Annotated in this window: 22 protein-coding genes; 13 read left to right on the forward strand and 9 right to left on the reverse strand. The window is 66.4% G+C overall.

What is annotated here, in order from left to right:
* Nucleotides 1-81: 81 nt before the first annotated feature.
* From Q9K01_RS01420 to Q9K01_RS01440, 5 genes are all read left to right on the forward strand, one after another.
* Nucleotides 82-1,467: an L-serine ammonia-lyase gene (locus Q9K01_RS01420; protein ID WP_305928429.1), complete on the forward strand. Its 1,386-nt coding sequence runs from the start codon at nucleotides 82-84 to the stop codon at nucleotides 1,465-1,467.
* Between the two features lie 51 nt (nucleotides 1,468-1,518).
* Nucleotides 1,519-3,078 carry a class I adenylate-forming enzyme family protein gene (locus Q9K01_RS01425; protein WP_305928430.1) on the forward strand — a complete coding sequence of 520 codons (1,560 nt, stop codon included), beginning with the start codon at nucleotides 1,519-1,521 and terminating at the stop codon, nucleotides 3,076-3,078.
* Between the two features lie 448 nt (nucleotides 3,079-3,526).
* Nucleotides 3,527-4,831, forward strand: coding sequence for a sensor domain-containing phosphodiesterase (locus Q9K01_RS01430; protein WP_305928431.1), 1,305 nt, complete (start codon nucleotides 3,527-3,529; stop codon nucleotides 4,829-4,831).
* 65 nt (nucleotides 4,832-4,896) lie between these two features.
* Nucleotides 4,897-6,468 carry a glutamine-hydrolyzing GMP synthase gene (gene guaA / locus Q9K01_RS01435; RefSeq protein ID WP_305928432.1) on the forward strand — a complete coding sequence of 524 codons (1,572 nt, stop codon included), beginning with the start codon at nucleotides 4,897-4,899 and terminating at the stop codon, nucleotides 6,466-6,468.
* Nucleotides 6,469-6,518: 50 nt separating this feature from the next.
* A complete protein-coding gene (locus Q9K01_RS01440) occupies nucleotides 6,519-7,262 on the forward strand; it encodes an endonuclease III domain-containing protein (protein WP_305928433.1) in 744 nt (247 codons plus the stop codon).
* On the opposite strand, the gene gloA is transcribed toward Q9K01_RS01440, so the two are convergent.
* Nucleotides 7,259-7,747 carry a lactoylglutathione lyase gene (gene gloA, locus Q9K01_RS01445; RefSeq protein WP_305928434.1) on the reverse strand — a complete coding sequence of 163 codons (489 nt, stop codon included), beginning with the start codon at nucleotides 7,745-7,747 and terminating at the stop codon, nucleotides 7,259-7,261. The two genes, Q9K01_RS01440 and gloA, sit on opposite strands and share 4 nt — an antisense overlap.
* 104 nt (nucleotides 7,748-7,851) lie before the next feature.
* Here gloA and Q9K01_RS01450 point away from each other — a divergent pair, with 104 nt between their 5' ends.
* A complete protein-coding gene (locus Q9K01_RS01450) occupies nucleotides 7,852-8,637 on the forward strand; it encodes a hypothetical protein (protein WP_305928435.1) in 786 nt (261 codons plus the stop codon).
* Between the two features lie 27 nt (nucleotides 8,638-8,664).
* Here Q9K01_RS01450 and Q9K01_RS01455 read toward each other — a convergent pair whose 3' ends face one another.
* The 4 genes from Q9K01_RS01455 to Q9K01_RS01470 form a co-directional block, all read right to left on the reverse strand.
* The gene (locus Q9K01_RS01455; protein WP_305928436.1) at nucleotides 8,665-9,216 is read right to left on the reverse strand and encodes a DUF924 family protein; all 552 of its coding nucleotides are present in this window, start codon (nucleotides 9,214-9,216) and stop codon (nucleotides 8,665-8,667) included.
* A 92-nt stretch (nucleotides 9,217-9,308) separates the two neighbouring features.
* The gene (locus Q9K01_RS01460; RefSeq protein WP_305928437.1) at nucleotides 9,309-9,707 is read right to left on the reverse strand and encodes a hypothetical protein; all 399 of its coding nucleotides are present in this window, start codon (nucleotides 9,705-9,707) and stop codon (nucleotides 9,309-9,311) included.
* Between the two features lie 89 nt (nucleotides 9,708-9,796).
* A complete protein-coding gene (tldD, locus tag Q9K01_RS01465; RefSeq protein ID WP_305928438.1) occupies nucleotides 9,797-11,221 on the reverse strand; it encodes a metalloprotease TldD in 1,425 nt (474 codons plus the stop codon).
* Between the two features lie 83 nt (nucleotides 11,222-11,304).
* A complete protein-coding gene (locus tag Q9K01_RS01470; RefSeq protein WP_305928439.1) occupies nucleotides 11,305-11,565 on the reverse strand; it encodes a zinc-finger domain-containing protein in 261 nt (86 codons plus the stop codon).
* 110 nt (nucleotides 11,566-11,675) lie between these two features.
* Between Q9K01_RS01470 and Q9K01_RS01475 the strand changes: the two genes are divergently transcribed.
* The 4 genes from Q9K01_RS01475 to Q9K01_RS01490 all read left to right on the forward strand — a co-directional run bounded on the left by Q9K01_RS01475 (nucleotide 11,676) and on the right by Q9K01_RS01490 (nucleotide 15,286).
* Nucleotides 11,676-12,617, forward strand: a complete 942-nt coding sequence (locus Q9K01_RS01475; RefSeq protein WP_305928440.1) for an ABC transporter ATP-binding protein — start codon at nucleotides 11,676-11,678, stop codon at nucleotides 12,615-12,617.
* A gap of 77 nt (nucleotides 12,618-12,694) precedes the next feature.
* Entirely contained in the window at nucleotides 12,695-13,081 is a 387-nt protein-coding gene (locus Q9K01_RS01480) for an endonuclease domain-containing protein (protein WP_305928441.1), read from the forward strand.
* A complete protein-coding gene (gene nadB, locus Q9K01_RS01485; RefSeq protein WP_305928442.1) occupies nucleotides 13,078-14,667 on the forward strand; it encodes an L-aspartate oxidase in 1,590 nt (529 codons plus the stop codon). Before Q9K01_RS01480 ends, nadB begins: the two co-directional genes overlap by 4 nt.
* Before the next feature lie 118 nt (nucleotides 14,668-14,785).
* The gene (locus Q9K01_RS01490) at nucleotides 14,786-15,286 is read left to right on the forward strand and encodes a ferritin-like domain-containing protein (protein ID WP_305928443.1); all 501 of its coding nucleotides are present in this window, start codon (nucleotides 14,786-14,788) and stop codon (nucleotides 15,284-15,286) included.
* Between the two features lie 164 nt (nucleotides 15,287-15,450).
* Here Q9K01_RS01490 and Q9K01_RS01495 read toward each other — a convergent pair whose 3' ends face one another.
* A complete protein-coding gene (locus Q9K01_RS01495; protein ID WP_305928444.1) occupies nucleotides 15,451-15,759 on the reverse strand; it encodes a hypothetical protein in 309 nt (102 codons plus the stop codon).
* A gap of 68 nt (nucleotides 15,760-15,827) precedes the next feature.
* Entirely contained in the window at nucleotides 15,828-16,067 is a 240-nt protein-coding gene (locus Q9K01_RS01500; RefSeq protein ID WP_305928445.1) for a GlsB/YeaQ/YmgE family stress response membrane protein, read from the reverse strand.
* Between the two features lie 99 nt (nucleotides 16,068-16,166).
* Between Q9K01_RS01500 and Q9K01_RS01505 the strand changes: the two genes are divergently transcribed.
* Nucleotides 16,167-17,060 (forward strand): alpha/beta fold hydrolase, encoded by an 894-nt coding sequence (locus Q9K01_RS01505; protein ID WP_305928446.1) that lies wholly within the window; start codon nucleotides 16,167-16,169, stop codon nucleotides 17,058-17,060.
* 458 nt (nucleotides 17,061-17,518) lie between these two features.
* On the forward strand, nucleotides 17,519-19,663 hold the full coding sequence (locus Q9K01_RS01510) for a ribonucleoside-diphosphate reductase subunit alpha (RefSeq protein ID WP_422785274.1): 2,145 nt from the start codon (nucleotides 17,519-17,521) through the stop codon (nucleotides 19,661-19,663).
* A 129-nt stretch (nucleotides 19,664-19,792) separates the two neighbouring features.
* Here the strand turns inward: Q9K01_RS01510 and Q9K01_RS01515 are convergent, their stop codons facing one another.
* Both Q9K01_RS01515 and Q9K01_RS01520 read right to left on the reverse strand, forming a co-directional pair.
* Nucleotides 19,793-20,035 (reverse strand): DUF2171 domain-containing protein, encoded by a 243-nt coding sequence (locus Q9K01_RS01515; RefSeq protein ID WP_305928447.1) that lies wholly within the window; start codon nucleotides 20,033-20,035, stop codon nucleotides 19,793-19,795.
* Nucleotides 20,036-20,162: 127 nt separating this feature from the next.
* Nucleotides 20,163-20,480: a hypothetical protein gene (locus Q9K01_RS01520; RefSeq protein WP_305928448.1), complete on the reverse strand. Its 318-nt coding sequence runs from the start codon at nucleotides 20,478-20,480 to the stop codon at nucleotides 20,163-20,165.
* Between the two features lie 216 nt (nucleotides 20,481-20,696).
* Between Q9K01_RS01520 and Q9K01_RS01525 the strand changes: the two genes are divergently transcribed.
* Nucleotides 20,697-21,224, forward strand: coding sequence for a hypothetical protein (locus tag Q9K01_RS01525; protein WP_305928449.1), 528 nt, complete (start codon nucleotides 20,697-20,699; stop codon nucleotides 21,222-21,224).
* The last annotated feature ends 47 nt before the right edge of the window (nucleotides 21,225-21,271 follow it).

Raw genomic sequence — 21,271 nt, forward strand, 5'->3', positions numbered from 1 at the left:
ACAAGACCATCGCGCCGCCAGAGCGTTGGTTTCGCCTGCAACCGCTTGCTTTGCGCGGCGCAGGAGGCCATCTCGCCAGCCATGCTTTCGGTGCTCGACATCTTCCGGATCGGGATCGGTCCCTCCTCCTCGCACACCGTGGGACCGATGCGGATCGGACGCATGTTCCTGCGTGCGCTGAAGAAATCCGGCAAGCTCGAGCGGACGGCGCGGGTGACGGTCGAACTGCAGGGGTCGCTGGCGCTGACCGGAATCGGCCACGGCACGCCGGACGCCGCGGTTCTCGGGCTGATGGGTTTCAGCCCCGAAAGTACCTGCCCCGACAAGGCGGCCGCGGCGCTGGAGGCAATGCGCGAGAGCGGTCGGCTCGCGCTGGCGGCCGATCACGAGATCGCTTTCGATCCGCGCGGCGATATCGATCTCGCCGGGCACATCATCCCCGAACTCCATCCCAACGGCATGCGGCTGGCAGCCCTCGACGACGCGGGTGCAATGCTGTTCGAGCGGACCTATTATTCGACCGGGGGCGGGTTCGTCGCTTCCGAGGCACAGCTCAGGAAGCGGCCCGCGAACGATCGGGTCGCGGCGGGGACCGCAGTGGCGCACCCCTTCGGGTCGGCGGAGGAACTGCTGGCGCAATGCGCGCGCACCGGCCTGGCGATCGCCGAGCTCACGCTCGCCAACGAGGACAGTTTCCGCCCGCGCGAGGAGACGCTCGCCGGGCTCGACCGCGTCGCGGAAGCGATGGACCAGTGCATCGAACGCGGTCTGAGCCAGCGCGGCGTGCTGCCCGGCGGGCTCAAGGTCATCCGCCGCGCGCCCGATCTGTGGGACAAGCTCTCCGCCGCTCCGCTCTCCAACGAGCGCGAAGCCTTGTTCGACTGGCTCAACTGCTTCGCCATGGCGGTGAACGAGGAAAACGCCGCCGGTGGCCGCGTGGTCACCGCCCCGACCAATGGCGCGGCGGGCATTATCCCTGCGGTGATCCGCTTCTATTGCAAGAATGCCGAGGAAGAGCGCTGCGAGGAGAGCCGCCGCACCTTCCTGCTCACCGCCGGCGCGATCGGGCTGCTCTACAAGCAGCGCGCCTCGATCTCCGGCGCCGAAATGGGATGCCAGGGCGAGGTCGGGGTCGCCTGTTCGATGGCGGCGGGCGGGCTCGCGGCGCTGTGGGGCGCCAGCCCCGACCAGGTCGCGAGCGCGGCGGAGATAGGGATGGAGCACAATCTCGGGCTGACCTGCGATCCCGTCGGCGGCCTCGTCCAGGTCCCGTGTATCGAGCGCAATGCGATCGGTGCAGTGAAGGCGGTCAACGCCGCGCGGCTGGCGCTGCACCGGACCGCGGCGGAAAGCTGCGTCAGCCTCGACCAGGTGATCGAGACCATGCGCCAGACCGGGCTCGACATGTCGACGAAGTACAAGGAAACCAGCCAGGGCGGTCTGGCGGTCAACGTCATCGAATGCTGACTGCCTAATGCTGACTGGACATGAGGCGCGGGGCGGATAGTCTCGCGCGCCATGACCGAAACTCCCCCCACACCCGCCGATCTCACCGCCGAATTCGGCACTTACGACACCATCCTGCGCCGCTGGGCCGCGGTGCAGCCGGCAGCTGTCGCGCTCCGCGACGATCATGGCGAACTGAGCTGGCGCGAAATGGACGAACGGCTCGACCGGATCGCGGCGCGGCTGGTCGAGACCGGGCTCGAAAGCGGGCAATCGGTCGCGATCCTGGGCTATTCCTCGGGTCCCTATGCGCTGGTCTTCCTCGCCGCGGTGCGCGCAGGGGGGGTCGCGGCGCCGCTCACCACCAGCGCCAGCCCCGTACAGCTCGCGGGCATGGCCGCGGACAGCGGCGCGCGGCATATCTTCATCGACCGCGCCAAGCTCACCGAGCTGGGCGAGGGCTGCTTTCCCGGCATGGAGCGGATCGTGCTCGACGAGGAGCTGGAGAGCTGGATGGCACCCGCGGGCGCCACCCCGCCCGCTTTCGCACCCGAGCCCGGCGATCCGTTCAATATCATCTATTCCTCGGGCACCACCGGCACTCCCAAGGGGATCGTCCATTCGCATCTGATGCGCTGGCGGCAATTCGCCACCACCGCCGCCAGCTATCGCGCCAGCGAGGAGCCGGTGCGGGCCCTCGCCTCGACCCCGCTCTATTCCAACACCACCATGGTCGCCTTCCTCGCGCCGCTGCTCGCCGGGGGCACGGTCACGGTGATGGGCAAGTTCGACGCGCTGCGCTGGCTCGCGATCGCGCAGGAGCAGGCGATCACCCACACCATGCTGGTTCCGGTGCAATACCGCCGGCTGATGCAGGAGCCGCGCTTCGACACATTCGACCTCTCGGCACTGCGCTACAAATACTGCACCTCCGCACCCTTTTCCGCCGAGCTGAAGGCCGAGGTGCTCGAGCGGATGCCCGGCGCGCTGATCGAGATCTATTCGATGACCGAAGGCGGGGTGGTCTGCCTGCTCGCCGCGCATGAGCATCGCGACAAGCTGCACACCGTCGGGCGGCCCGCGCCGGGGAGCGAACTGCTGGTCCTCGACGACGAGGACCGGCCGGTGCCGCCGGGAACGCCGGGCAATCTCGTCGGCATCGGTCCGGCGATGATGGCGGGCTACAAGAACCAGCCGGGCAAGACGCGCGAAGGCTACTGGACCCACCCCGAGACCGGGCAGGTGTGGCAGCGGATGGGGGATATCGGCCGGCTCGACGCCGACGGCTTTCTCGAACTGGTCGGGCGCGCCAAGGACATGATCATCTCAGGCGGGTTCAACATCTTCCCGGTCGATCTGGAAGACGCGCTGATGGCCGAGAACGATGTGACCGAGGCGGCGGTGATCGGGGTGGCGTCGGAACAATGGGGCGAGACCCCGGTGGGCTTCGTGGTGCTGGCTAAGGGCGCGCGCGATCCGGAGGCGATTCGCGAGGCGGTCAACGCGCGGCTGGGCAAGACCCAGCGGCTGGCGCAATTGCACGCGGTGGACGACATGCCGCGCAGCCATATCGGCAAGCTGCTCAAGACCGAATTGCGCGAGGAAGCCGAGCGCCGCGGTCTGCCCGCCTGACCCGACGGCTGGTTCTCGGAGGCGCCCCGGCGGCGGCGGGTGCTTTCGAGACGCGGCCACCATCGGGAGGGTGGGAGAGGGAGAAGGGGGCCGCGTCTCTACTCGCTGCCATATCGCCTTGCGGGACCGGTCGCCGATCAGCGGGGGAGAGGATCGCAAAGGTGCGACCGGTCTCACCGCAAGGAAGGCCGAAAGCCGCAGCGCGACGTCGCGCATCGCGGCAGCTTCCGAACGTGTCGACCGGGAGGGGGGACATCCGCTGGTCGACTGTGAGGGCTGCAATAATGTTGCGAACTTGCGAACGAAAGTGAGAAAACCTTAAATCTAGTTGCGTTTCGCGCAACACGTTTTCGCGCGGCTTAGGGCGCGCCCGTTCCGGGCTCTGCATTTGGTTAACCATTTGCAGTCATGGGTTTCTCGACGTCCAGCAATGCAGAGGATCCAGGCGGTGGGCCGACCCAGTGATGATCGAGAGGATACGCTCGCGCTTCTTTATGAATCGGGCAACGGCGGTCGGGGCGATACGGTGGCGAAGCGCGCGTTGCGCGCGATGCGGCGGCATCTGGATTTGCAGGTCGCCTATGTCTCCGAATTCGTCGGCGACATGGCGGTCTATCGCGAGGTCGACGCGCCCGGACTCGAGCATTTGATCAAACCGGGCGACGAACGCTCGCTCGATGAAGTCTATTGCCGCCACATCCTCGCCGGGCGGCTCCCGGAACTGATCCCCGACACCGCCCGCTTCCCGCTGGCGGCCGCGATGCCGATCACCGCCGCGATACCGATCGGCGCGCATATCAGCGTCCCGCTGATGATGCCCGATGGCGAGACCTACGGGATGTTCTGCTGCCTTGGACCCGAAGCGGACGAGAGCCTCAACCCGCGCGATCTGGCGATGATGAAAAGCTTCGCCGAACTCACCGCCTTCGAAATCGCCCGCGAGCGCCAGTCGTCGCGCAAGCTGGAGGCAACGCATGCCCGGATTCGCGCGGTGATCGCGGACGAACAATTTGCCATGGCGTTCCAGCCGATCTGGAGCCTCGCGGCGGATCGCCCGATCGGTTTCGAGGCGCTGTCGCGATTCGCGCCCGAGCCGGTTCGCTCGCCCGACGTCTGGTTCGCCGAAGCCGAAGCCGCCGGCCTTCGCAACGACCTCGAACTTGCGGCGATCCATCGCGCACTCGACGAGAGCCATGTGCTGCCGGCGCACGCCTATATCGCGCTCAACGCGTCGCCGGCGACCGTGGCCGCGGGCAATCTGGGCGATATCGTCGCGCGGGCGCGGGGTCGCCAGATCGTGCTGGAGATCACCGAACACGCGCATATCGAGGATTATGCCAGCTTTGCCGAGGCGCTCGCACCCTTGCGGGCGCAGGGCGTACGGCTTGCCATCGACGATGCCGGCGCCGGCTATTCGAGCCTGCGCCACATTCTTCAGCTGACCCCCGATCTGATCAAGCTGGACCGCGCGCTGGTCGCGGGAATTGGGCTCGATCGCAGCCGCCGCGCCATGGTCGCGGCGCTGCTCGCCTTTGCCCGCGAGACCGCCGCCGATATCGTCGCGGAAGGGGTCGAAACCGCCTCGGAGCTGGCGATGCTGCGCTCGCTCGGGATCGATCTGCTGCAGGGCTATCACCTGGGTCGCCCCGTTTCGGGCGCGGAGACTTTCCTCAAGTTCGGGGACCGGGACCCCGCCGGCGGTGCCCGTGCAAGCGATCGCGCGGCGCGCTTGAACAAGCGCGACGCCGCCTAGCCCGGCGTCTCGCCCTGGCGACTTGTCCTATCGACTTGGCGGCGCGGCCCATTTAACGCGCCGCCATGACCATTCAGCCCTCCGACTCCATCCTCATCGTCGATTTCGGCAGCCAGGTGACCCAGCTGATCGCGCGCCGCGTGCGCGAGGCCGGGGTCTATTCCGAAATCGCCCCCTACACGATGGCCGAGGCGGCCTTCGCGCGGATGAAGCCCAAGGGCATCATCCTCTCGGGCTCGCCCGCCAGCGTCCCCGACGCAGGCAGCCCGCGCGCGCCGCAGGCGCTGTTCGAGGCGGGAATCCCGATCCTCGGCATCTGCTACGGCCAGCAGGTGATGACCGAGCAATTGGGCGGCGAGGTCCGCCCCGGTCACGAAACCGGTGAAGGCGGCGAATTCGGCCGCGCCTTCCTCACCGTCACGCAGCCCTGCGCGCTGTTCGACGGGTTGTGGGAAGTCGGCGAGCGCCACCAGGTGTGGATGAGCCATGGCGACAAGGTCACGCAATTCGCGCCCGGTTTCGAGATCGTCGCCACCAGCGACGGCGCGCCCTTCGCGGTGATCGCCGACGAGGCGCGGCGCTTCTACGGCATCCAGTTCCATCCCGAAGTCGTCCACACCCCCGATGGTGCGAAGCTGATCGCCAATTTCACCCGCCACGTCTGCGGGCTGGCGGGCGATTGGACCATGGCCGAATTCCGCGCCACCAAAATCGCCGAGATCCGCGAGCAGGTCGGCGACGGCAAGGTCATCTGCGGGCTTTCGGGCGGGGTCGATTCGGCGGTCGCCGCGGTGCTGATCCACGAGGCGATCGGCGAGCAATTGACCTGCGTCTTCGTCGACCACGGCCTCATGCGCCAGGGCGAGGCCGAACAGGTCGTCTCGCTGTTCAAGGGCTCCTACAACATCCCGCTGGTCCACCGCGATGTCGAGGAGCTGTTCCTTTCCGGCCTTGCCGAGGTCACCGACCCCGAAGCCAAGCGAAAGTTCATCGGCAAGACCTTCATCGATGTCTTCGAGGAGGAAGCCAAGGCGATCGGCGGCGCCGATTTCCTCGCGCAAGGGACCCTCTATCCCGATGTCATCGAAAGCGTCAGCTTCACCGGCGGGCCTTCGGTAACGATCAAGAGCCACCACAATGTCGGCGGCCTGCCCGCGCGGATGAACATGAAGCTGGTCGAGCCCTTGCGCGAATTGTTCAAGGACGAGGTGCGCGAGCTGGGCCGCGAACTCGGACTCCCCGAAGCCTTCGTCGGCCGCCATCCCTTCCCCGGCCCCGGTCTCGCGATCCGCATCCCCGGCGAGGTCACCAAGGAGCGCTGCGACATCCTGCGCAAGGCCGATGCGATCTACCTGGAGGAAATCCGCAACGCCGGGCTCTACGACGCGATCTGGCAGGCCTTCGCGGTGCTGCTCCCGGTCAAGACCGTCGGCGTGATGGGCGATGCGCGCACCTACGACAGCGTCTGCGGGCTACGCGCGGTGACCAGCACCGACGGCATGACCGCCGACGTCTATCCCTTCGACGCCACCTTCCTCACCAATGTCGCGACCCGCATCGTCAACGAGGTGCGCGGCATCAACCGGGTGGTCTACGACTACACCAGCAAGCCGCCCGGCACGATCGAGTGGGAGTAGAGCGGCCGCCGGAGTGTCGCAGATGAGAGCGGGTGCCGGCAGCGACTGAGATGCAACTCCCTCTCGGCCCCGATCCGCGCACCGAGACCCTGCGGCGGCTCCAGCCGCTGCTGGTCCAGCGATTCGGGCGGATCGAGCGCGCCGCGGCGCAGTGGCGGCGGCCCGAATGGGTGCTGGTGCAGGGGCTGATCGGCGCGCGGACCAAATCGCCGATCTCCAACGCCGCGGCTGACCGGCTGCTCACGCGCTACGGTAGCTGGGAGGCGGTCGCCGAGGCACCGCTCGACGAATTGCGCGAACTGCTGGCGACGCAGACCTATCCCAATGTCGCCGCCGAGCGGCTGAAGCGCGCCTTGCAGGCGGTGGTGGCGGAGCGCGGCGCGGTCGATCTGGCGCATCTCGAGCCGCTCGACACAGCTGCGGCGATGGCCTGGCTCGAGACGCTGCCCGGCGTCGGGCGCAAGATCGCCGCCGGGGTGGTCAACGCCAGCACGCTCGACCGCAAGGCTTTGGTGCTCGACGGCCATCACACCCGCATCCTCCAGCGGATGGGGCTGGTGCCGCCAAAGGCCGACACCGCGCGCGCCTATGAAGCGATCATGCCCGCGATGCCGCCCGAATGGAGCGCCGCCGATTACGACGAGCATGATCTGCTGATGAAGAAGGTCGGGCAGACAACCTGCCGCCCGAGCCATAGGGATTGCCCGATCTGTCCCGCAGAGGCGCTGTGCAGGACCGGGCAGGGCCGCACCGGCCAGGCGCGGACCGGGCCCGCGCCCCCGGCCGGCGCCTAGCGCCCCGCCATGCTGCGCGCGCTGAGGATTTCGACCCAATAGCCGTCGGGGTCCTTGATGAAGGCGATGTGCTTCATCATCCCGTCCTCGGGGCGCTTCTGGAACTCGACCCCGTGCTTGTCGAAATGCGCCACCGCGGCGGCGAGATCGGGGACGTCGAGCGCGATATGGCCGAAGCCCTGCGGCGCTGCATTGCCGTCGTGATAGACCGGGCCGTCCTCCTCCTCGGTTCCCCAATTATGCGTGAGTTCGAGCACGCCCTGGCGCGAGAAGACATATTCCGTCGCATCGGCGTCGCCCGTGGGGACTTCGTCGTCGCTACCGGTGAACCCGAGGAAATAGAGCGAGAACTCGCCCGCCTCGATATCGGTCTTGCGCAGCAAGGTCATGCCCAGCACGCCGCAGTAGAATTCGAGGCTCTTCTCCGGATCCTTGACCCGCAGCATGGTGTGGTTGAGCGTGAAGCCGTGCGGATTGGCGGTCATCGGGGTGTCTCCTTGTGGGTTCCTGTTCGGGACGCGAAGCTTGCGCGCGCGCCGTTTCTGAACGATCTGGGCACGCAATACGCGAATTGAAGGACGTGCGACACATGAGCTGGGACGATTATTTCGCCGAGGACGCCGGCGCGGCGGAGGCCGAGGGGCGCGGCAAGAAGCGCAATGTCACGGTCGGCTGGACCGTCCGCTTCGCGCAAGGCAACGCCATCTGGGGGGCGCCCAAGAGCTTCTCGCGCAGCGATCCCAAGGCGACCAGCGCCAAATCGATCCAGGTCTGCCCCGCGGCGATCGACTTCGACCGGCGGCATTACGTCATCCCCTGCCCGGTCGATCTGACCCTCGCCTTCGCCCGCGATGCGCAGGGCAGGCTGCAGCTCACCGATGCCGATGGCGAGGCCTCGCAGATGCGGCCGCAGGGGCGCGCCAATCTGTTCCAGCTGCAGCCGCAGAACGAATGGCGCCACCCCGAGCGTCCGATCCTGCAATTCACCGCGCCCTATGTCTTCGTCGCGGACGAGCCGTGCTACGTGGTCCAGTCGCCGCCCTATCTGCACTGGTTCCCCGAACAGCGCCCGGGGCTGGCGATGGGGGGGCGGTTTCCGATCCATATCTGGCCGCGCCCGCTCGCCTGGGCCTTCGAATGGTACGATCTGTCCAAGCCGCTGGTGCTCAAGCGCGGGGACCCGTGGTTCTACGTCCATTTCGAGACCGAGAATCCGTCCGCGCATGTCCGGCTCGTCGAGCAGGAGATGACCGGCGAACTCGAGAAATATCTCGATTCGATCATCGATGTCTCCAACTACGTCAACAAGACCTACGGCCTGTTCGGCGAGGCACAACGCATCCGTCCCGACCGGCTGCTCAAGCCCAAGGGCTAAGGCCCGGGCTGAGGATGCGGAAAGCGGCTACCAGCTGAACCCGGCGTCGATCGCGCGCTGTTCGGCTGGCGTGGTTTCGCGACCCAGCACCGCGTTGCGATGCGGGAAGCGGCCGAAGCGCGCGATCATCGCGTGATGCGAGCGCGCGAAGGACAGCGATGCGGGCGCGTGGCGCACGAACAGCGCCAGGCTCAACCGCTGATCGGCGATTGCCTCGCTGTGCATCAGCGGCATCAGCACGAATTGTTTTGCGGCTGACTGCAGGCCTTCGTGCCAGCCGAGCGCAAGCACGCCATGCGCCAGCGCCAGCGCCAGCGGATCGCAGGCGAAGGCCTGCGCGCTGCCGCGATAGAGATTGCGCGGAATTTGATCGAAGAGGAGGATGGCGGCGCGCGCAGTGGCGCGATCGGTCAGGAATTCAGCCGCAGGTCGGTGGCCCAGCGCGTGGAGCCAGCGTTCGAACCGTTCGCGCAACAGCAGGTCGACCGCCTCGGAGCCGCCGAACCAGTCTTCGGGTCCCAATTGCTGGAACCAGATATGGAGCAGGTCGGCGGCCCAAGGCCTTTGCGCCAACGTCATCGAGCGGGTGTCACCGTGCCGGCATTACTGCGCCAGCGTCATGCGCCAGCGTCGTCGCGTCAGCATCATCGCGTCAGCATCAACGGGGGCAATCAGCCTTCGAGCCGATAGGGCACGAAATCCTGAAGCATGATGTTGCCGGTGTAGTAATCGCCATGGCGGGCATAGGTGGTGACCTGATCGAGCCGGCACAGCTGCGAGGCGCTGAACTTGCGGATCACCATCCGGTCGTTGTCGTCGAGCGACTCGGGGTTGGCGGTGCGGTTGACCCAGACGGTGTTGCCTTGTTTGGCGACCAGCGCGGTGCCATCGATGATGGTAAGCGGATCATTGCCCATCAACCGGATGCAGCGCTCGGGCTCGCCCGCGACGCGGTTTTCGAGCAGTTTTGCCAGCTTGGCTTCACCCTTCGGGCGTTCCTCGGCGGTCGCGGGTGCGGCGAGCAGGCCAAGCGCGGCCGTGGCGGCTGCGATTGCGGTAAGCTTGTTCATAGCGTTTCTCCTTCGCCCATCATGTAGCAAACGACCGCTGAACCGAGGATGAGCGCCCTGGGTTCCGCCTTGCCCTCGCCACTCCCTCTTCAGCCGGTCCCGCCCACCGTCAGCCCGTCGATCAGCAGCGTCGGCTGGCCCACGCCGGCGGGCACGCTCTGGCCTCCCTTGCCGCAGACCCCCACGCCTTCGTCGAGCGCCAGATCGTTGCCGATCCCGCTCACGCGGGTGAGCACCGAGGGGCCGTCGCCGATCAGCGTCGCTCCCTTGATCGGGGCAACGATCTTGCCCTTCTCGACCTTGTAGGCCTCGGTGCAGGCGAACACGAACTTGCCCGAGACGATATCGACCTGCCCGCCGCCGAATGCGGTGGCATAGATCCCGTCCTTGACCCGCGACAGCAGTTCGGCGGGATCGTCGTCGCCACCGCGCATGAAGGTGTTGGTCATGCGCGGCATGGGGGCGTGCTGATAATTCTCGCGGCGGCCGTTGCCGGTCGCCTCGACCCCCATCAGCCGTGCGTTGAGCCGGTCCTGCATATAGCCCTTGAGAACGCCGTCCTCGATCAGCACGGTCTCGCGCGTCGGGGTGCCCTCGTCGTCGATGCTGAGCGAGCCGCGGCGTTCGGCGATCGAGCCGTCGTCGACCACGGTGACGCCGGGCGCGGCGACTCGCTCGCCGATCCGGCCCGAGAAGGCGCTGGTGCCCTTGCGGTTGAAATCGCCCTCGAGCCCATGGCCGATCGCCTCGTGGAGCAGCACGCCGGGCCAGCCGGGGCCGAGCAGCACGGTCGTCTCGCCCGCGGGCGCGGCGACGCTGTCGAGATTGACCAGCGCCTGCCGCACCGCCTCGTCGATTCCGCGCATCCACTGCCCTTCGTCGAAAAGGCGGTCGTAGAGATAGCGCCCGCCCATTCCGAAACTGCCGCGCTCGCGCCGCCCATTGGCTTCGGCGACGATGGCGATGTTGAGCCGCACCAGCGGGCGGATGTCGCGCGCGACGAAACCGTCGGGGCGGACGATCTCGATCGCGCTCCAGCTCGCCGACAGGCTGGCGGTGACCTGCGCGACGCGCGGGTCCTTGGCGCGCGCCACCGCGTCGATCTTCTCGAGCAGCGCGACCTTTTCGGCGAAGGGCACCGCGTCGAGCGGGCTGTCGGCGGTGTAGAGATGGCGGTTGCTGCGCTGCGGCGGCGCGGCGAACGGCCTGCTGGTGGGATCGAGCAGCCGCAGCGTCTCGCCCGCGCGCGCGATCGCGGCGGCGCTGAGCTCGTTGGCATGCGCGAAGCCGGTCATCTCGCCCGAGACACCACGCAGGCCGAAGCCCGAATCGCGGCTGTAATCGGCGGTCTTGAGCCTGCCGTCGTCGAAGGCGAAGGATTCGGACGCGAGGAACTGGAGGTAGAGCTCGCCATCGTCGCAGGACGAAAGCAGCTTGGCGGTGAGCGACTTGGCTTCATCCGGGGAGAGCGTGGTGCCGTAAAGCAGTGCGTGCGGATCCGTGGTCTGGTTCATCCAGCCTATGTAGGCGTTCGCCGGGCGCTGCGAAAGGTTGCGGCGGGGATCGTGCGCTCAGCGGTGCCGCTCAACGCTGGTGCTCAACGATGGCCCGGATCGGCGCCTTCGGAGATATCGCGCAGGCTCGCCTGGTCGGCGCCGTCGGCGGGGCCGCCGCGCAGCACGAAGCGGCGATCGCAATAGCCGCAATCGACATAGCCGTGCTCGTCGATCTCGAGATAGATCTTGGGGTGGCCGAGCGCCGCGGGGCGGAAGTTGGGCCCGCCGCGGATGTCGGTGGCGCCGTCGCACCACACGCGGCGCAGGTCGACGAGGATGGTTTCGGGCGGGGCGATGCTCATGGAGGCAGCCGATAGAGGCTGCGCGGGCCCTGTGCAACGGGGCAGTGACGGCCGCAGCGAGGCGTTCCTGCCGCTTGCCTTGTGGCGCGCGGCTACCTAACCGCCGCAGCATGGCACCACCCCCCGCGATCCGCATCGACAATCTGGCCAAGCGCTACGCCCCGGGCAAGGGCGAGAGCGGCGAAGGCAAGCAGGCACTCAAGGGGGTCAGCTTCGATGTCCCCCAGGGCGGCATCTTCGGCCTGCTCGGCCCCAATGGCGCGGGCAAATCGACGCTGATCAACATCCTTGCCGGGCTGGTCGACAAGACCGGGGGCAGCGCCGAGATCTGGGGGTTCGACATCGATCGCAACCGCCGCAACGCCAAGCGCGCGATCGGGATCGTGCCGCAGGAGATCGTCTTCGATCCTTTCTTCACCCCCTTCGAGGTGCTCGAGAACCAGGCCGGCTTCTACGGCGTCCCCAAGGCGGAGCGTCGCAGCGAGGAACTGCTGCGCGCGGTCCATCTGTGGGACAAGCGCGACGCCTATGCGCGCACGCTGTCGGGCGGAATGAAGCGGCGGCTGCTGATCGCCAAGGCGATGGTCCATTCGCCCCCGATCCTGGTGCTCGACGAGCCCACCGCGGGCGTCGATGTCGAGCTGCGGCGGCAATTGTGGGAGCTGGTCGCCGGGCTCAACGCGCAAGGGGTGACGGTGGTGCTGACCACGCATTACCTCGAGGAAGCCGAGCAATTGTGCGACCGGATCGCGATCATCAACCATGGCGAGCTGATCGCCAACAAGCCGACGCGCGAACTGATCGGCATGGCGCGCGAGAAGATCGTCTCGGTCACGGTCGACAAGGATCTCGCCGGCCCGCCGATGGACGAGAGCTTCCTCAAGGCCGAGGTGATCGAGAGCCGCCGGCTCGACATCACCTACGACCGCGACGCCACCACCGCGGGCCAGGTGCTCGCGCTGGTGCAGAGCCACGGCTACGCGATCGAGGACGTCACCACCCGCGAGGCGGATCTCGAGGATGTCTTCGTCAGCCTCACCGGCGGGGGGTGAGGGCGGTTTTGCTGCTGTCAGAGCCATCTTCCCCCCTCCCGCTTGCGGGAGGGGTCGGGGGTGGGCAAGAAACAGGAATGCCCGAGTGGAAAACCCGCAACACCCAGCGCGCCCGCGACTTGCGCAATGCCGCAACGCCCGCCGAACGGATGCTGTGGACCCATCTCTCCCGCTCGCAACTCGGAGCGAAATTCAGCCGCCAGATGCCAGTCGGACCCTATTACGCCGATTTCCTCTGCCGCTCGCATCGGCTGGTCGTCGAACTGGACGGACACTCGCATGAGATGCAAACCGAGCACGATGGTTTGCGCGACGCTTTTCTGCACCGTGAGGGTTATCGCGTGATGCGGTTCACCAACGACGAGGTTCTGAACGATATGGAAGGTGTGGCGATCGCTATTCAGGTAGCGCTGAAAGACAGGCCCACCCCCGACCCCTCCCGCAAGCGGGAGGGGGGCTCGTGACTCACGACGTCCTGATCATCGGTTCGGGCGCAGCCGGGCTGACCGCGGCGCTGGCGCTGGCCGAGACCCGCACGGTGCTGGTGCTCGCCAAGGGGACGCTCGACGGCGGCTCGACCGCCTGGGCGCAGGGCGGGATCGCCGCGGTGCTCGATGCCGGCGACACTTTCGAGGATCACATCCGCGACACCATGGTGGCGGGGGCGGGGCTCAACGACCTCGAGACGGTGGAATTCGTCATCGAACGCGCGCCGCGCAGCATCGAACGGCTGCGCGAGCTCGGCGTCCCCTTCAACCGCGGCAGCGACGACAGGGGAGGCGATCTCCACCTCACCCGCGAGGGCGGGCACAGCCACCGCCGCATCGTCCATGTCGACGATGCCACCGGCTGGGCGGTACAGGAGGCGCTGCTCAAGGCCGCCGCGGCCCATCCCAACATCACCCTGCTGCCCGGGCGCGCTTGCATCGATCTGATCACCGGGCGCAATGCCGAGCGCTTCTCGGGCGACGGCCATGTCTGGGGCGCCTATGCGCTCGACGAGGCCACCGGCAGGGTCGAGGCGCATGTCGCGCGCGCCACCATTCTTGCCGCAGGGGGCGCAGGGCGCTGCTACCGCTTCTCGACTGCGCCGCGCGGCGCCACCGGCGATGGCATCGCGATGGCCTGGCGCGCCGGAGCGCGGGTTTCGAACATGGAGATGATGCAGTTCCACCCCACCTGCCTCTACAATCTCGAGGTCAAGAACTTCCTCATCACCGAGGCGGTGCGCGGCGAGGGCGGGAGGCTCTACAATCCCCGCACCGGCAAGCGCTTCATGGAATTCTACGATCCCGAGCGGATGGAACTCGCCCCGCGCGACGTGGTCGCTCGCGCAATCGATTCCGAGATCAAGCGCTTCGGGCTGGATTTCGTTCATCTCGACATCAGCCACCAGCCGACTGAGTTCGTCCGCCAGCATTTCCCCACCATCGACGAAAAGCTGTCCGGGCTGGGGATCGACATGACCACGCAGCCGATCCCGGTGGTCCCGGCGCAGCATTACACTTGCGGCGGGGTGGTGGTGGACCTCGCCGCGCGGACCGATCTGCCCGGCCTGTGGGCGGCGGGCGAATGCACCGAGAGCGGGCTGCACGGCGCCAACCGGCTGGCGTCCAATTCGCTGCTCGAATGCTTCGTCTTCGGCGAGGCGGCGGCGCGCGACATCCTCGCTAATTGGGACGACATGCGCGATCCCCCTGCGATCCGCGAATGGGACGACACCAAGGTGACCGATTCCGACGAGGAGGTGGTCATCAAGCAGAACTGGACCGAAATCCGCCGCTTCATGTGGAATTACGTCGGCATCGTGCGCACCACCAAAAGGCTCGAGCGCGCCGCCCACCGGATCGCGCTGCTGCGCCGCGAGGTGGAGGATTATTACGGCAGCTTCCGCGTCACGACCGATCTGATCGAGCTGCGCAATCTCCTGGAATCGGCCGATCTGATCGTGCGCAGCGCGCTCAGGCGCGAGGAGAGCCGGGGGCTGCATTTCATCCTCGATCATCCACAGACCGACCCGGTGGCGCGCGATACCGTGCTGGTGCCCTGAAGGCGAAGGCTGCGCCCCGTCGCGATTGGGGTCCGCCCGGACGCATGCGCGGCGATTTCGCGGATAGAACGCCGCCTCCGCTCGTAGATCGGGTACACCCCCTACGAGGAGATATTCTATGTCCGCCCCCAAGAATCTGGCCGATTGCTACGCCCATGAACTCGCCGACAGCTGGTCCGCCAACGACCAGATGGAAAAATGCGTCCGCGATCTTGCCAATGCCGCGGGCGACGACAAGCTCAAGCAGCGGCTGACCAAATCCGCCGAGGGCATCACCAAGCACACGCAATCGATCAAGAAGCTGCTCGAGGATTGCGGCGGTTCCGAGAAGGAGCATTGCAAGGGCATGGAAGGCCTCGTGAAGGAGGCGAACAAGCATGCGCTCGAAGCCGGTATCGAGGACGAGGATGTCCGCGACGTGGTCATCATCTCGCAGTTCCAGCGGATGTGCCACTACGGCATCTGCGGCTTCGGCACCGCCAAGGCCTTCGCCGAGGCGCTGGGCAAGAGCGACCATGTCTCCGAACTCGATCGCATCACCGCCGAGATCTACGACACCGACGACAACATGACCGATCTGGCCGAGCGCAGCGTCAACCTGCAGGCCAAACACGCCTGATCCGGAAGAGCTGAAAAGCACAAAGGGCGGAGCGCGCAGGCGCTCCGCCCTTCTTGCGCCGGTTCGTCGGCAGCGGTGCCCGCCCGGAGGCGAATGGCGAATGCAAGCGAGCCGGGTTCAGCTACCAGGCGGGGGTTGCGTGAACCCTTTCCTGTCGTCCTTCGTCACGGCTGTGCGCTTCTGCGGCCAACGCTCTCGAGATATTCTTCGACCGGTATTGCGTCTTCGTATCCTTCGTCGCCGGGTGCGAGACAATCTCCCGTCATGCTGACGGTCCCGAACATCCCTCCGCGAGACACATATTCTCCGGGCACCACCCGGTTGTCTGCACCTTTTTCGACGCATACTCTGGCGAATTCCTTGCCGACCTCCTTTTTCGCGACAGCCACGCAGCCGCCTAGTCCGGCAGCTGCCACCAGGCTCACCAAGAAGGCTGCGTGCTTCATCAATTCTCGTCCGACCAACTGCATCATTCATCCTCGGTAGTAGCGTAAAATTGCTAGAGAAAGCGGTTTTCCTTCTTGGCTGATGTGCAGCCGCTCTAAAGACCCAGCAGGCGTCCGATCAGGATCAGCGCCATTGCCCCCAGAATGCTGCTCAGGCATCCCGGGCGGTCGAACCCTCCGCGTCCGCGATGGAACGCCAGTCCCGCCAGCAGCGACCCGCCTACGCCCAGCGCGATGGTGGTCAGCCAGCCCATTTCGACCTCGCCGGGATAGAAGAAGCGCGCCAGCGCCCCGATTATCAGCCCTGCCACGATGGCGCCGATGATGTTTAGCATTGGACATTCTCCCCCGGGTGCGGCGTATTGCGGGCAATCGGTTGTTTGCCGCGCAATGCATGCAAACCGCCGAACAGACAACGCATCAGGGAGGCTGCCTTGCCCAAGACTACCGCGAACGGCGTCGAGATTCATTACGAGGAACAGGGGGATCCGGCGAACCCGGCGATGCTGCTGATCATGGGGTTCGGCGCGCAGCTGACGCTGTGGCCCGACGAGCTGGTCGAGGGGCTGGCGGCGCGCGGCTTTCGCGTGATCCGCTACGACAATCGCGATGTCGGGCTGAGCCAGAAGTTCACCGGCCACAAGCCGCCCAGCCCCGCGCGGCAGGTGCTGATGGGCAAGATCGGGTTCAAGCCCAAGGTGCCCTACACGCTCGCCGATCTGGCCGACGACGCAATCGGTCTGCTCGATGCGCTGGGCATCGCCAAGGCGCATATCGTCGGGGCGAGCATGGGCGGGATGATCGCGCAGCATGTCGCCGCGCGGCATCCGACCCGCTGCCTGTCGCTCACTTCGGTATTTTCCACCACCGGCAATCCCAGGCTGCCCTCGGCCAAGAAGGAAGCGCTCGAGGCGCTGACCAAGCGGCCCGAGAGCACGGATGAAGCGGTGCTGGTCGAGCACGGCAAATATCTCGCCCGCACGATCGGCTCGCCCGCCTATCCCACGCCCGAGGATCGCCTCCACGCGCGCACTCAGGCCTCGATCCGGCGCAGTCTCTATCCCGAAGGCCCGACCCGGCATCTGGCGGCGATTCTCCACGATGGCGACCGTCGCAAGATGCTGCGGACCATCGATCTGCCGACGCTGGTGCTCCACGGAGAGGCCGATCCGCTGGTTCCGGTCGAGGGCGGGCGCGACACCGCGGCGACGATACACGGCGCGCGGATCCGGACGATCCCCGGCTGGGGTCACGATCTGCCGCTCGAACTGGTCGACGACATCGCCGATGAGATCGCCAACCACGCGAAGCAGGCGGTACCCGCCTAGGGTATGAAAATTGCGGGCGGCGATTCGATCGCTTCAAGCGCTGCGCCAGGCGCTTTTGCCCGCAAAAATTTTTTCCCGGATTCATTTTGGCTCTTGCGCCGGAGCGAACCCCAGCTTGGTCCACGCGTCGCGGCGTTGCAGCGCTATAATACAGTCCGTGCGGATCGGCCCGGCCCGGCTTAATTCGGCATTCACCCTCTTGCGCGGACCTCGCTTCCGATTCAGTATCTAGTGGTTGGAATACGGGGGGTACCCACAAGACCTAGCGAAGGCGCGGTGCAGCACCCATTTCGGGTCATGCCCCGTCCGGGATCCGGTTCGGGGGACAAGACGGGGATAAGTTTTGATATCCCGGCGGTCCCGAACTGCTAGGCTGGGGCCTCTCGCCGAGTCGAACACGAGTCGAACACAAGCGGAACGGATCGCACCCTTCCGCAGCATGAAACGGTGGGGCTGCAATGGATTTCAGAAACGGGAACGATGGCGCGATGAACCTCGATGGCGAGACGCAGGAATTCGACGACGCGCAGGTTTCCGCCAACGCCGGTGCCAACGCTGACGCCGACACTGGCGCCAACACAGGCACCCACGCAGCCAACCACACAAGCACCAACACAGACGATGCGAAGCTATCGGGAAGAGCGGTCGAAATGGAACGAAGCGATACAGGCAGCGAAGCCCTGATCGAGGATGGCGCCAGCCGCGCCGTGGCCGGTGCGTTGGCGCAGGCCGCCAGGACCAACGCCGCGAACGCCGCCGAAGCTGCGGCCGAGCACGACAGCAAGAAGATCCTCGACCGCCGGTTCGACATCGTCACCGATTCCGCGCGCGATGCGGAGCTGACCGAGTTCGGCAAGGAAACGCTCAACGATCGCTATCTGCTGCCCGGCGAGACCTATCAGGATCTCTTCGCCCGCGTCGCCGACGCCTATGCCGACGACCAGGAACATGCGCAGCGGCTCTACGACTACATCTCGCGGCTGTGGTTCATGCCCGCCACCCCGGTGCTGTCCAATGGCGGCACCCACCGCGGGCTGCCGATCTCCTGCTATCTCAACTCGGTCGACGACAGCCTCGAGGGCATCGTCAACACCTGGAACGAGAACGTCTGGCTGGCGAGCAAGGGCGGCGGAATCGGCACCTATTGGGGCAGCGTCCGCGGGATCGGCGAGCCGGTCGGATTGAACGGCAAGACCAGCGGCATCATCCCCTTCGTGCGGGTGATGGATTCGCTGACGCTGGCGATCAGCCAGGGTTCGCTGCGGCGCGGTTCGGCGGCCTGCTACCTCGACGTCTCGCACCCCGAGATCGAGGAATTTCTCGAGATCCGCAAACCATCGGGCGATTTCAACCGCAAGGCGCTCAATCTGCATCACGGCGTGCTGCTGACCGACGCCTTCATGGAAGCGGTGCGCAGCGGCAGCGAGTTCGATCTGGTCAGCCCGCGCGATGGCTCGGTGCGCAAGACCATCGATGCGCGCTCGCTGTTCCAGAAGCTGGTCGAAACCCGGCTGGCGACGGGCGAGCCCTATATCGTCTTCTCCGACACGGTGAACCGGATGATGCCCAAGCATCACCGCGAGCTGGGGCTCAAGGTCTCGACCTCGAACCTGTGCTCGGAAATCACCCTGCCGACGGGGCGCGACCATCTCGGCAACGATCGCACTGCGGTGTGCTGCCTGTCCTCGCTCAACCTCGAGAAATGGGACGAGTGGCAGGGCGACAAGCAGTTCGTCGAGGACGTCATGCGCTTCCTCGACAACGTCCTGCAGGACTATATCGACCGCGCGCCCGAAGAGATGGCGCGGGCCAAATATTCGGCGATGCGCGAGCGCAGCGTCGGCATGGGCGTGATGGGCTTCCACTCCTTCCTCCAGCAGAAGGGCATCGGCTTCGAAAGCCCGATGGCCAAGGTCTGGAATTTGAAGATGTTCAAGCACATCAGCGCCAAGGCCGAGGAAGCCAGCATGGTACTCGCCAAGGAGCGCGGGCCGTGCCCCGATGCCGAGGAAACCGGCGCGATGGAGCGGTTCTCCTGCAAGATGGCGATCGCGCCGACCGCGTCGATCAGCATCATCTGCGGCGGCACCAGCGCCTGCATCGAGCCGATCCCCGCCAATATCTACACCCACAAGACGCTGTCGGGCAGCTTCATCGTCAAGAATCCCTATCTGGAGAAGATTCTCGACAAGAAGAGCAAGAATTCCAACAACGTCTGGAATTCGATCCTCGAGAAGGGCGGCTCGGTCCAGCATCTCGACTTCCTCACCGAGGAGGAGAAGGCGACCTTCAAGACCAGCTTCGAGATCGACCAGCGCTGGCTGCTCGAATTCGCTGCCGATCGCTCGCCCTTCATCGATCAGGCGCAGAGCCTCAACCTGTTCATCCCCGCCGATGTCGACAAATGGGACCTGATGATGCTGCACTTCCAGGCCTGGGAGAAAGGCATCAAATCGCTCTATTACCTGCGTTCCAAGAGCGTGCAGCGCGCGGGCTTCGCGGGCGGGGTCGAGGCCGACAACACTGCCGACGCGGCCAAGATCGAGCTGATGGCGGGGCTGGGCGAGCAGACCGATTACGAGGAATGCCTGTCCTGCCAGTGATGGCCGGCCAGTAGCGGCGGGGGGGCGACCCTCCAGCACGCAAAAACCCCGGCGGCACCGCATGGTGCGCCGGGGTTTTTCATGACCTGCCGATCCGTTAGGACCGGTGGTTTCAAAGTTCGGCTCGGGTCAGGCCGTCACGTTCGCCTTGTTGCCCAGGCCCGCGGGGATGACCGCGCTTTCCTTGAGATAGATGCGGTTGTCGTCGATCTTCTCGACGTCGTTCGTCGACAGATAGTGGTGCATGCTGTCGGCGGCATCGCTCTTGGTCAGCTTGATCTTGTCGTCCTCGACCTCGTCGACGGTTCCGACATGATCGCCCTTGGCGTTTGCGACTTCCATGTGTTCCTTGATGCGAATCTTCTCGAACATATATTCTCCAATCTTTTAAAGTGCTTATACCCTATCAACGGGCGAGCGGCGGACTCCGTTCCTCGCTTCGTCGGCGCTGAGCAACGGCTCGCGCGGCAAGCGCGGGACGGAGTGCCGAACGGGCGGTTCAGGCGCCGCCGAGCGGGCGTTTGGCGTCGGCCTGCGCCTTGCGCGCGGGCTCGCTCGAGGTTTCGCCCACGACCGCCCCATCCTTCGCAGCGCGCTTCCCGGTCGCGACGTCCTGCTCCGCCGTGCCCCGCTCGTTGCGGCTGTTGCCATAGCCGGTCTGCGCGCCACCCGAGCCAGGGCTGTTCGAGGCATCGTCGCTCCGCGGCTCTTGCCGGCGGGTCTCGCCTTCGCGCGGGCCGGTGCGGTCGGGCTCGCCCGGCGCGGTGTCGTTCGAGAGCGTGACGTTGCGGCTGTCGGTCGGTTCGTATTGTCCCATGGGTGCGTCTCCTTCACCCCATCAACGGCTCGCGGCCCCCGCCCGTTCCGCCATTCGTCGCAGGAAACACCCGCTTCCGGCCTGCTTCCGGCCTTCTACCGGCGCGCCCGCCTGCGCCGATCTGCGCCCATCCGAAGCCCGGCGCTTTTTCGGCTCCCATGTGCTATGCGCGCGCAGCCCGTTCGCTGCGAACGGCCAAGGTGAGGGGTTATCCCGATGCGTCCCGTTCCGCTTCGTGCCACGCTGGCCGCGCCCGTGCTGGCGCTGGCGCTGGGCGCTGCGCCCGCCTGGGCTCAGCCCCACACTGCCGCGATTTCGAATGTCGAAGCCGCCGGGGATGCATCGGATCATCCGGACGATGCCGATCTGCCCGCAGATCCCGCGGCGCAGATACTGGCCGACCGCATCCACCACGCATTTTCCACCCGCGACGCAGCCTTGTTGCTCAGCCTCGCCAAGTGGGACGGAGTGGACGAGGAGGTGCGCGAAAGGTTCAGCGATTTCGTCACGAGGCTGGTCGAACAGGACATCCAAGGCGTGGCGCTCGAACCGCTCGGCGACGATCCCGCCACGTTCGAACACCGGGGCCGGACATACGGCAAGAACGGCGAACCGCTCGGTCGGGTGACGATCGCCTTCGTGGTCGAACCGCCGACGGTTTCGGAACGGCTGCACTGGTCGTACGGCGTGGAGGACGGGACGGCGCTGATCCTGCTCGACGTGCCGGTGGCGGGCGCGCAATAGCCGTCGGGCTCCGCTCGCGATCAGCCGGTCCCGGCCTGTCCGAGCCG

This window comes from Qipengyuania benthica, assembly GCF_030717865.1.
Lineage (GTDB): Bacteria > Pseudomonadota > Alphaproteobacteria > Sphingomonadales > Sphingomonadaceae > Qipengyuania > Qipengyuania benthica.

Bases quoted from the DNA above. Each gene is read 5' to 3' on its own strand.
- Q9K01_RS01490 (WP_305928443.1), top strand. From the start codon at position 14,786: ATGTCCGCCCCCAAGAATCTGGCCGATTGCTACGCCCATGAACTCGCC.
- Q9K01_RS01510 (WP_422785274.1), top strand. From the start codon at position 17,519: ATGGATTTCAGAAACGGGAACGATGGCGCGATGAACCTCGATGGCGAG.
- Q9K01_RS01525 (WP_305928449.1), top strand. From the start codon at position 20,697: ATGCGTCCCGTTCCGCTTCGTGCCACGCTGGCCGCGCCCGTGCTGGCG.
- Q9K01_RS01460 (WP_305928437.1), bottom strand. From the start codon at position 9,707: ATGAACAAGCTTACCGCAATCGCAGCCGCCACGGCCGCGCTTGGCCTG.
- Q9K01_RS01515 (WP_305928447.1), bottom strand. From the start codon at position 20,035: ATGTTCGAGAAGATTCGCATCAAGGAACACATGGAAGTCGCAAACGCC.
- gloA (WP_305928434.1), bottom strand. From the start codon at position 7,747: ATGACCGCCAATCCGCACGGCTTCACGCTCAACCACACCATGCTGCGG.
- Q9K01_RS01425 (WP_305928430.1), top strand. From the start codon at position 1,519: ATGACCGAAACTCCCCCCACACCCGCCGATCTCACCGCCGAATTCGGC.
- Q9K01_RS01450 (WP_305928435.1), top strand. From the start codon at position 7,852: ATGAGCTGGGACGATTATTTCGCCGAGGACGCCGGCGCGGCGGAGGCC.
- Q9K01_RS01520 (WP_305928448.1), bottom strand. From the start codon at position 20,480: ATGGGACAATACGAACCGACCGACAGCCGCAACGTCACGCTCTCGAAC.
- Q9K01_RS01455 (WP_305928436.1), bottom strand. From the start codon at position 9,216: ATGACGTTGGCGCAAAGGCCTTGGGCCGCCGACCTGCTCCATATCTGG.
- Q9K01_RS01470 (WP_305928439.1), bottom strand. From the start codon at position 11,565: ATGAGCATCGCCCCGCCCGAAACCATCCTCGTCGACCTGCGCCGCGTG.
- guaA (WP_305928432.1), top strand. From the start codon at position 4,897: ATGACCATTCAGCCCTCCGACTCCATCCTCATCGTCGATTTCGGCAGC.
- Q9K01_RS01420 (WP_305928429.1), top strand. From the start codon at position 82: ATGCTTTCGGTGCTCGACATCTTCCGGATCGGGATCGGTCCCTCCTCC.
- Q9K01_RS01480 (WP_305928441.1), top strand. From the start codon at position 12,695: ATGCCCGAGTGGAAAACCCGCAACACCCAGCGCGCCCGCGACTTGCGC.
- Q9K01_RS01500 (WP_305928445.1), bottom strand. From the start codon at position 16,067: ATGCTAAACATCATCGGCGCCATCGTGGCAGGGCTGATAATCGGGGCG.
- Q9K01_RS01475 (WP_305928440.1), top strand. From the start codon at position 11,676: ATGGCACCACCCCCCGCGATCCGCATCGACAATCTGGCCAAGCGCTAC.
- Q9K01_RS01440 (WP_305928433.1), top strand. From the start codon at position 6,519: ATGCAACTCCCTCTCGGCCCCGATCCGCGCACCGAGACCCTGCGGCGG.
- Q9K01_RS01495 (WP_305928444.1), bottom strand. From the start codon at position 15,759: ATGATGCAGTTGGTCGGACGAGAATTGATGAAGCACGCAGCCTTCTTG.
- tldD (WP_305928438.1), bottom strand. From the start codon at position 11,221: ATGAACCAGACCACGGATCCGCACGCACTGCTTTACGGCACCACGCTC.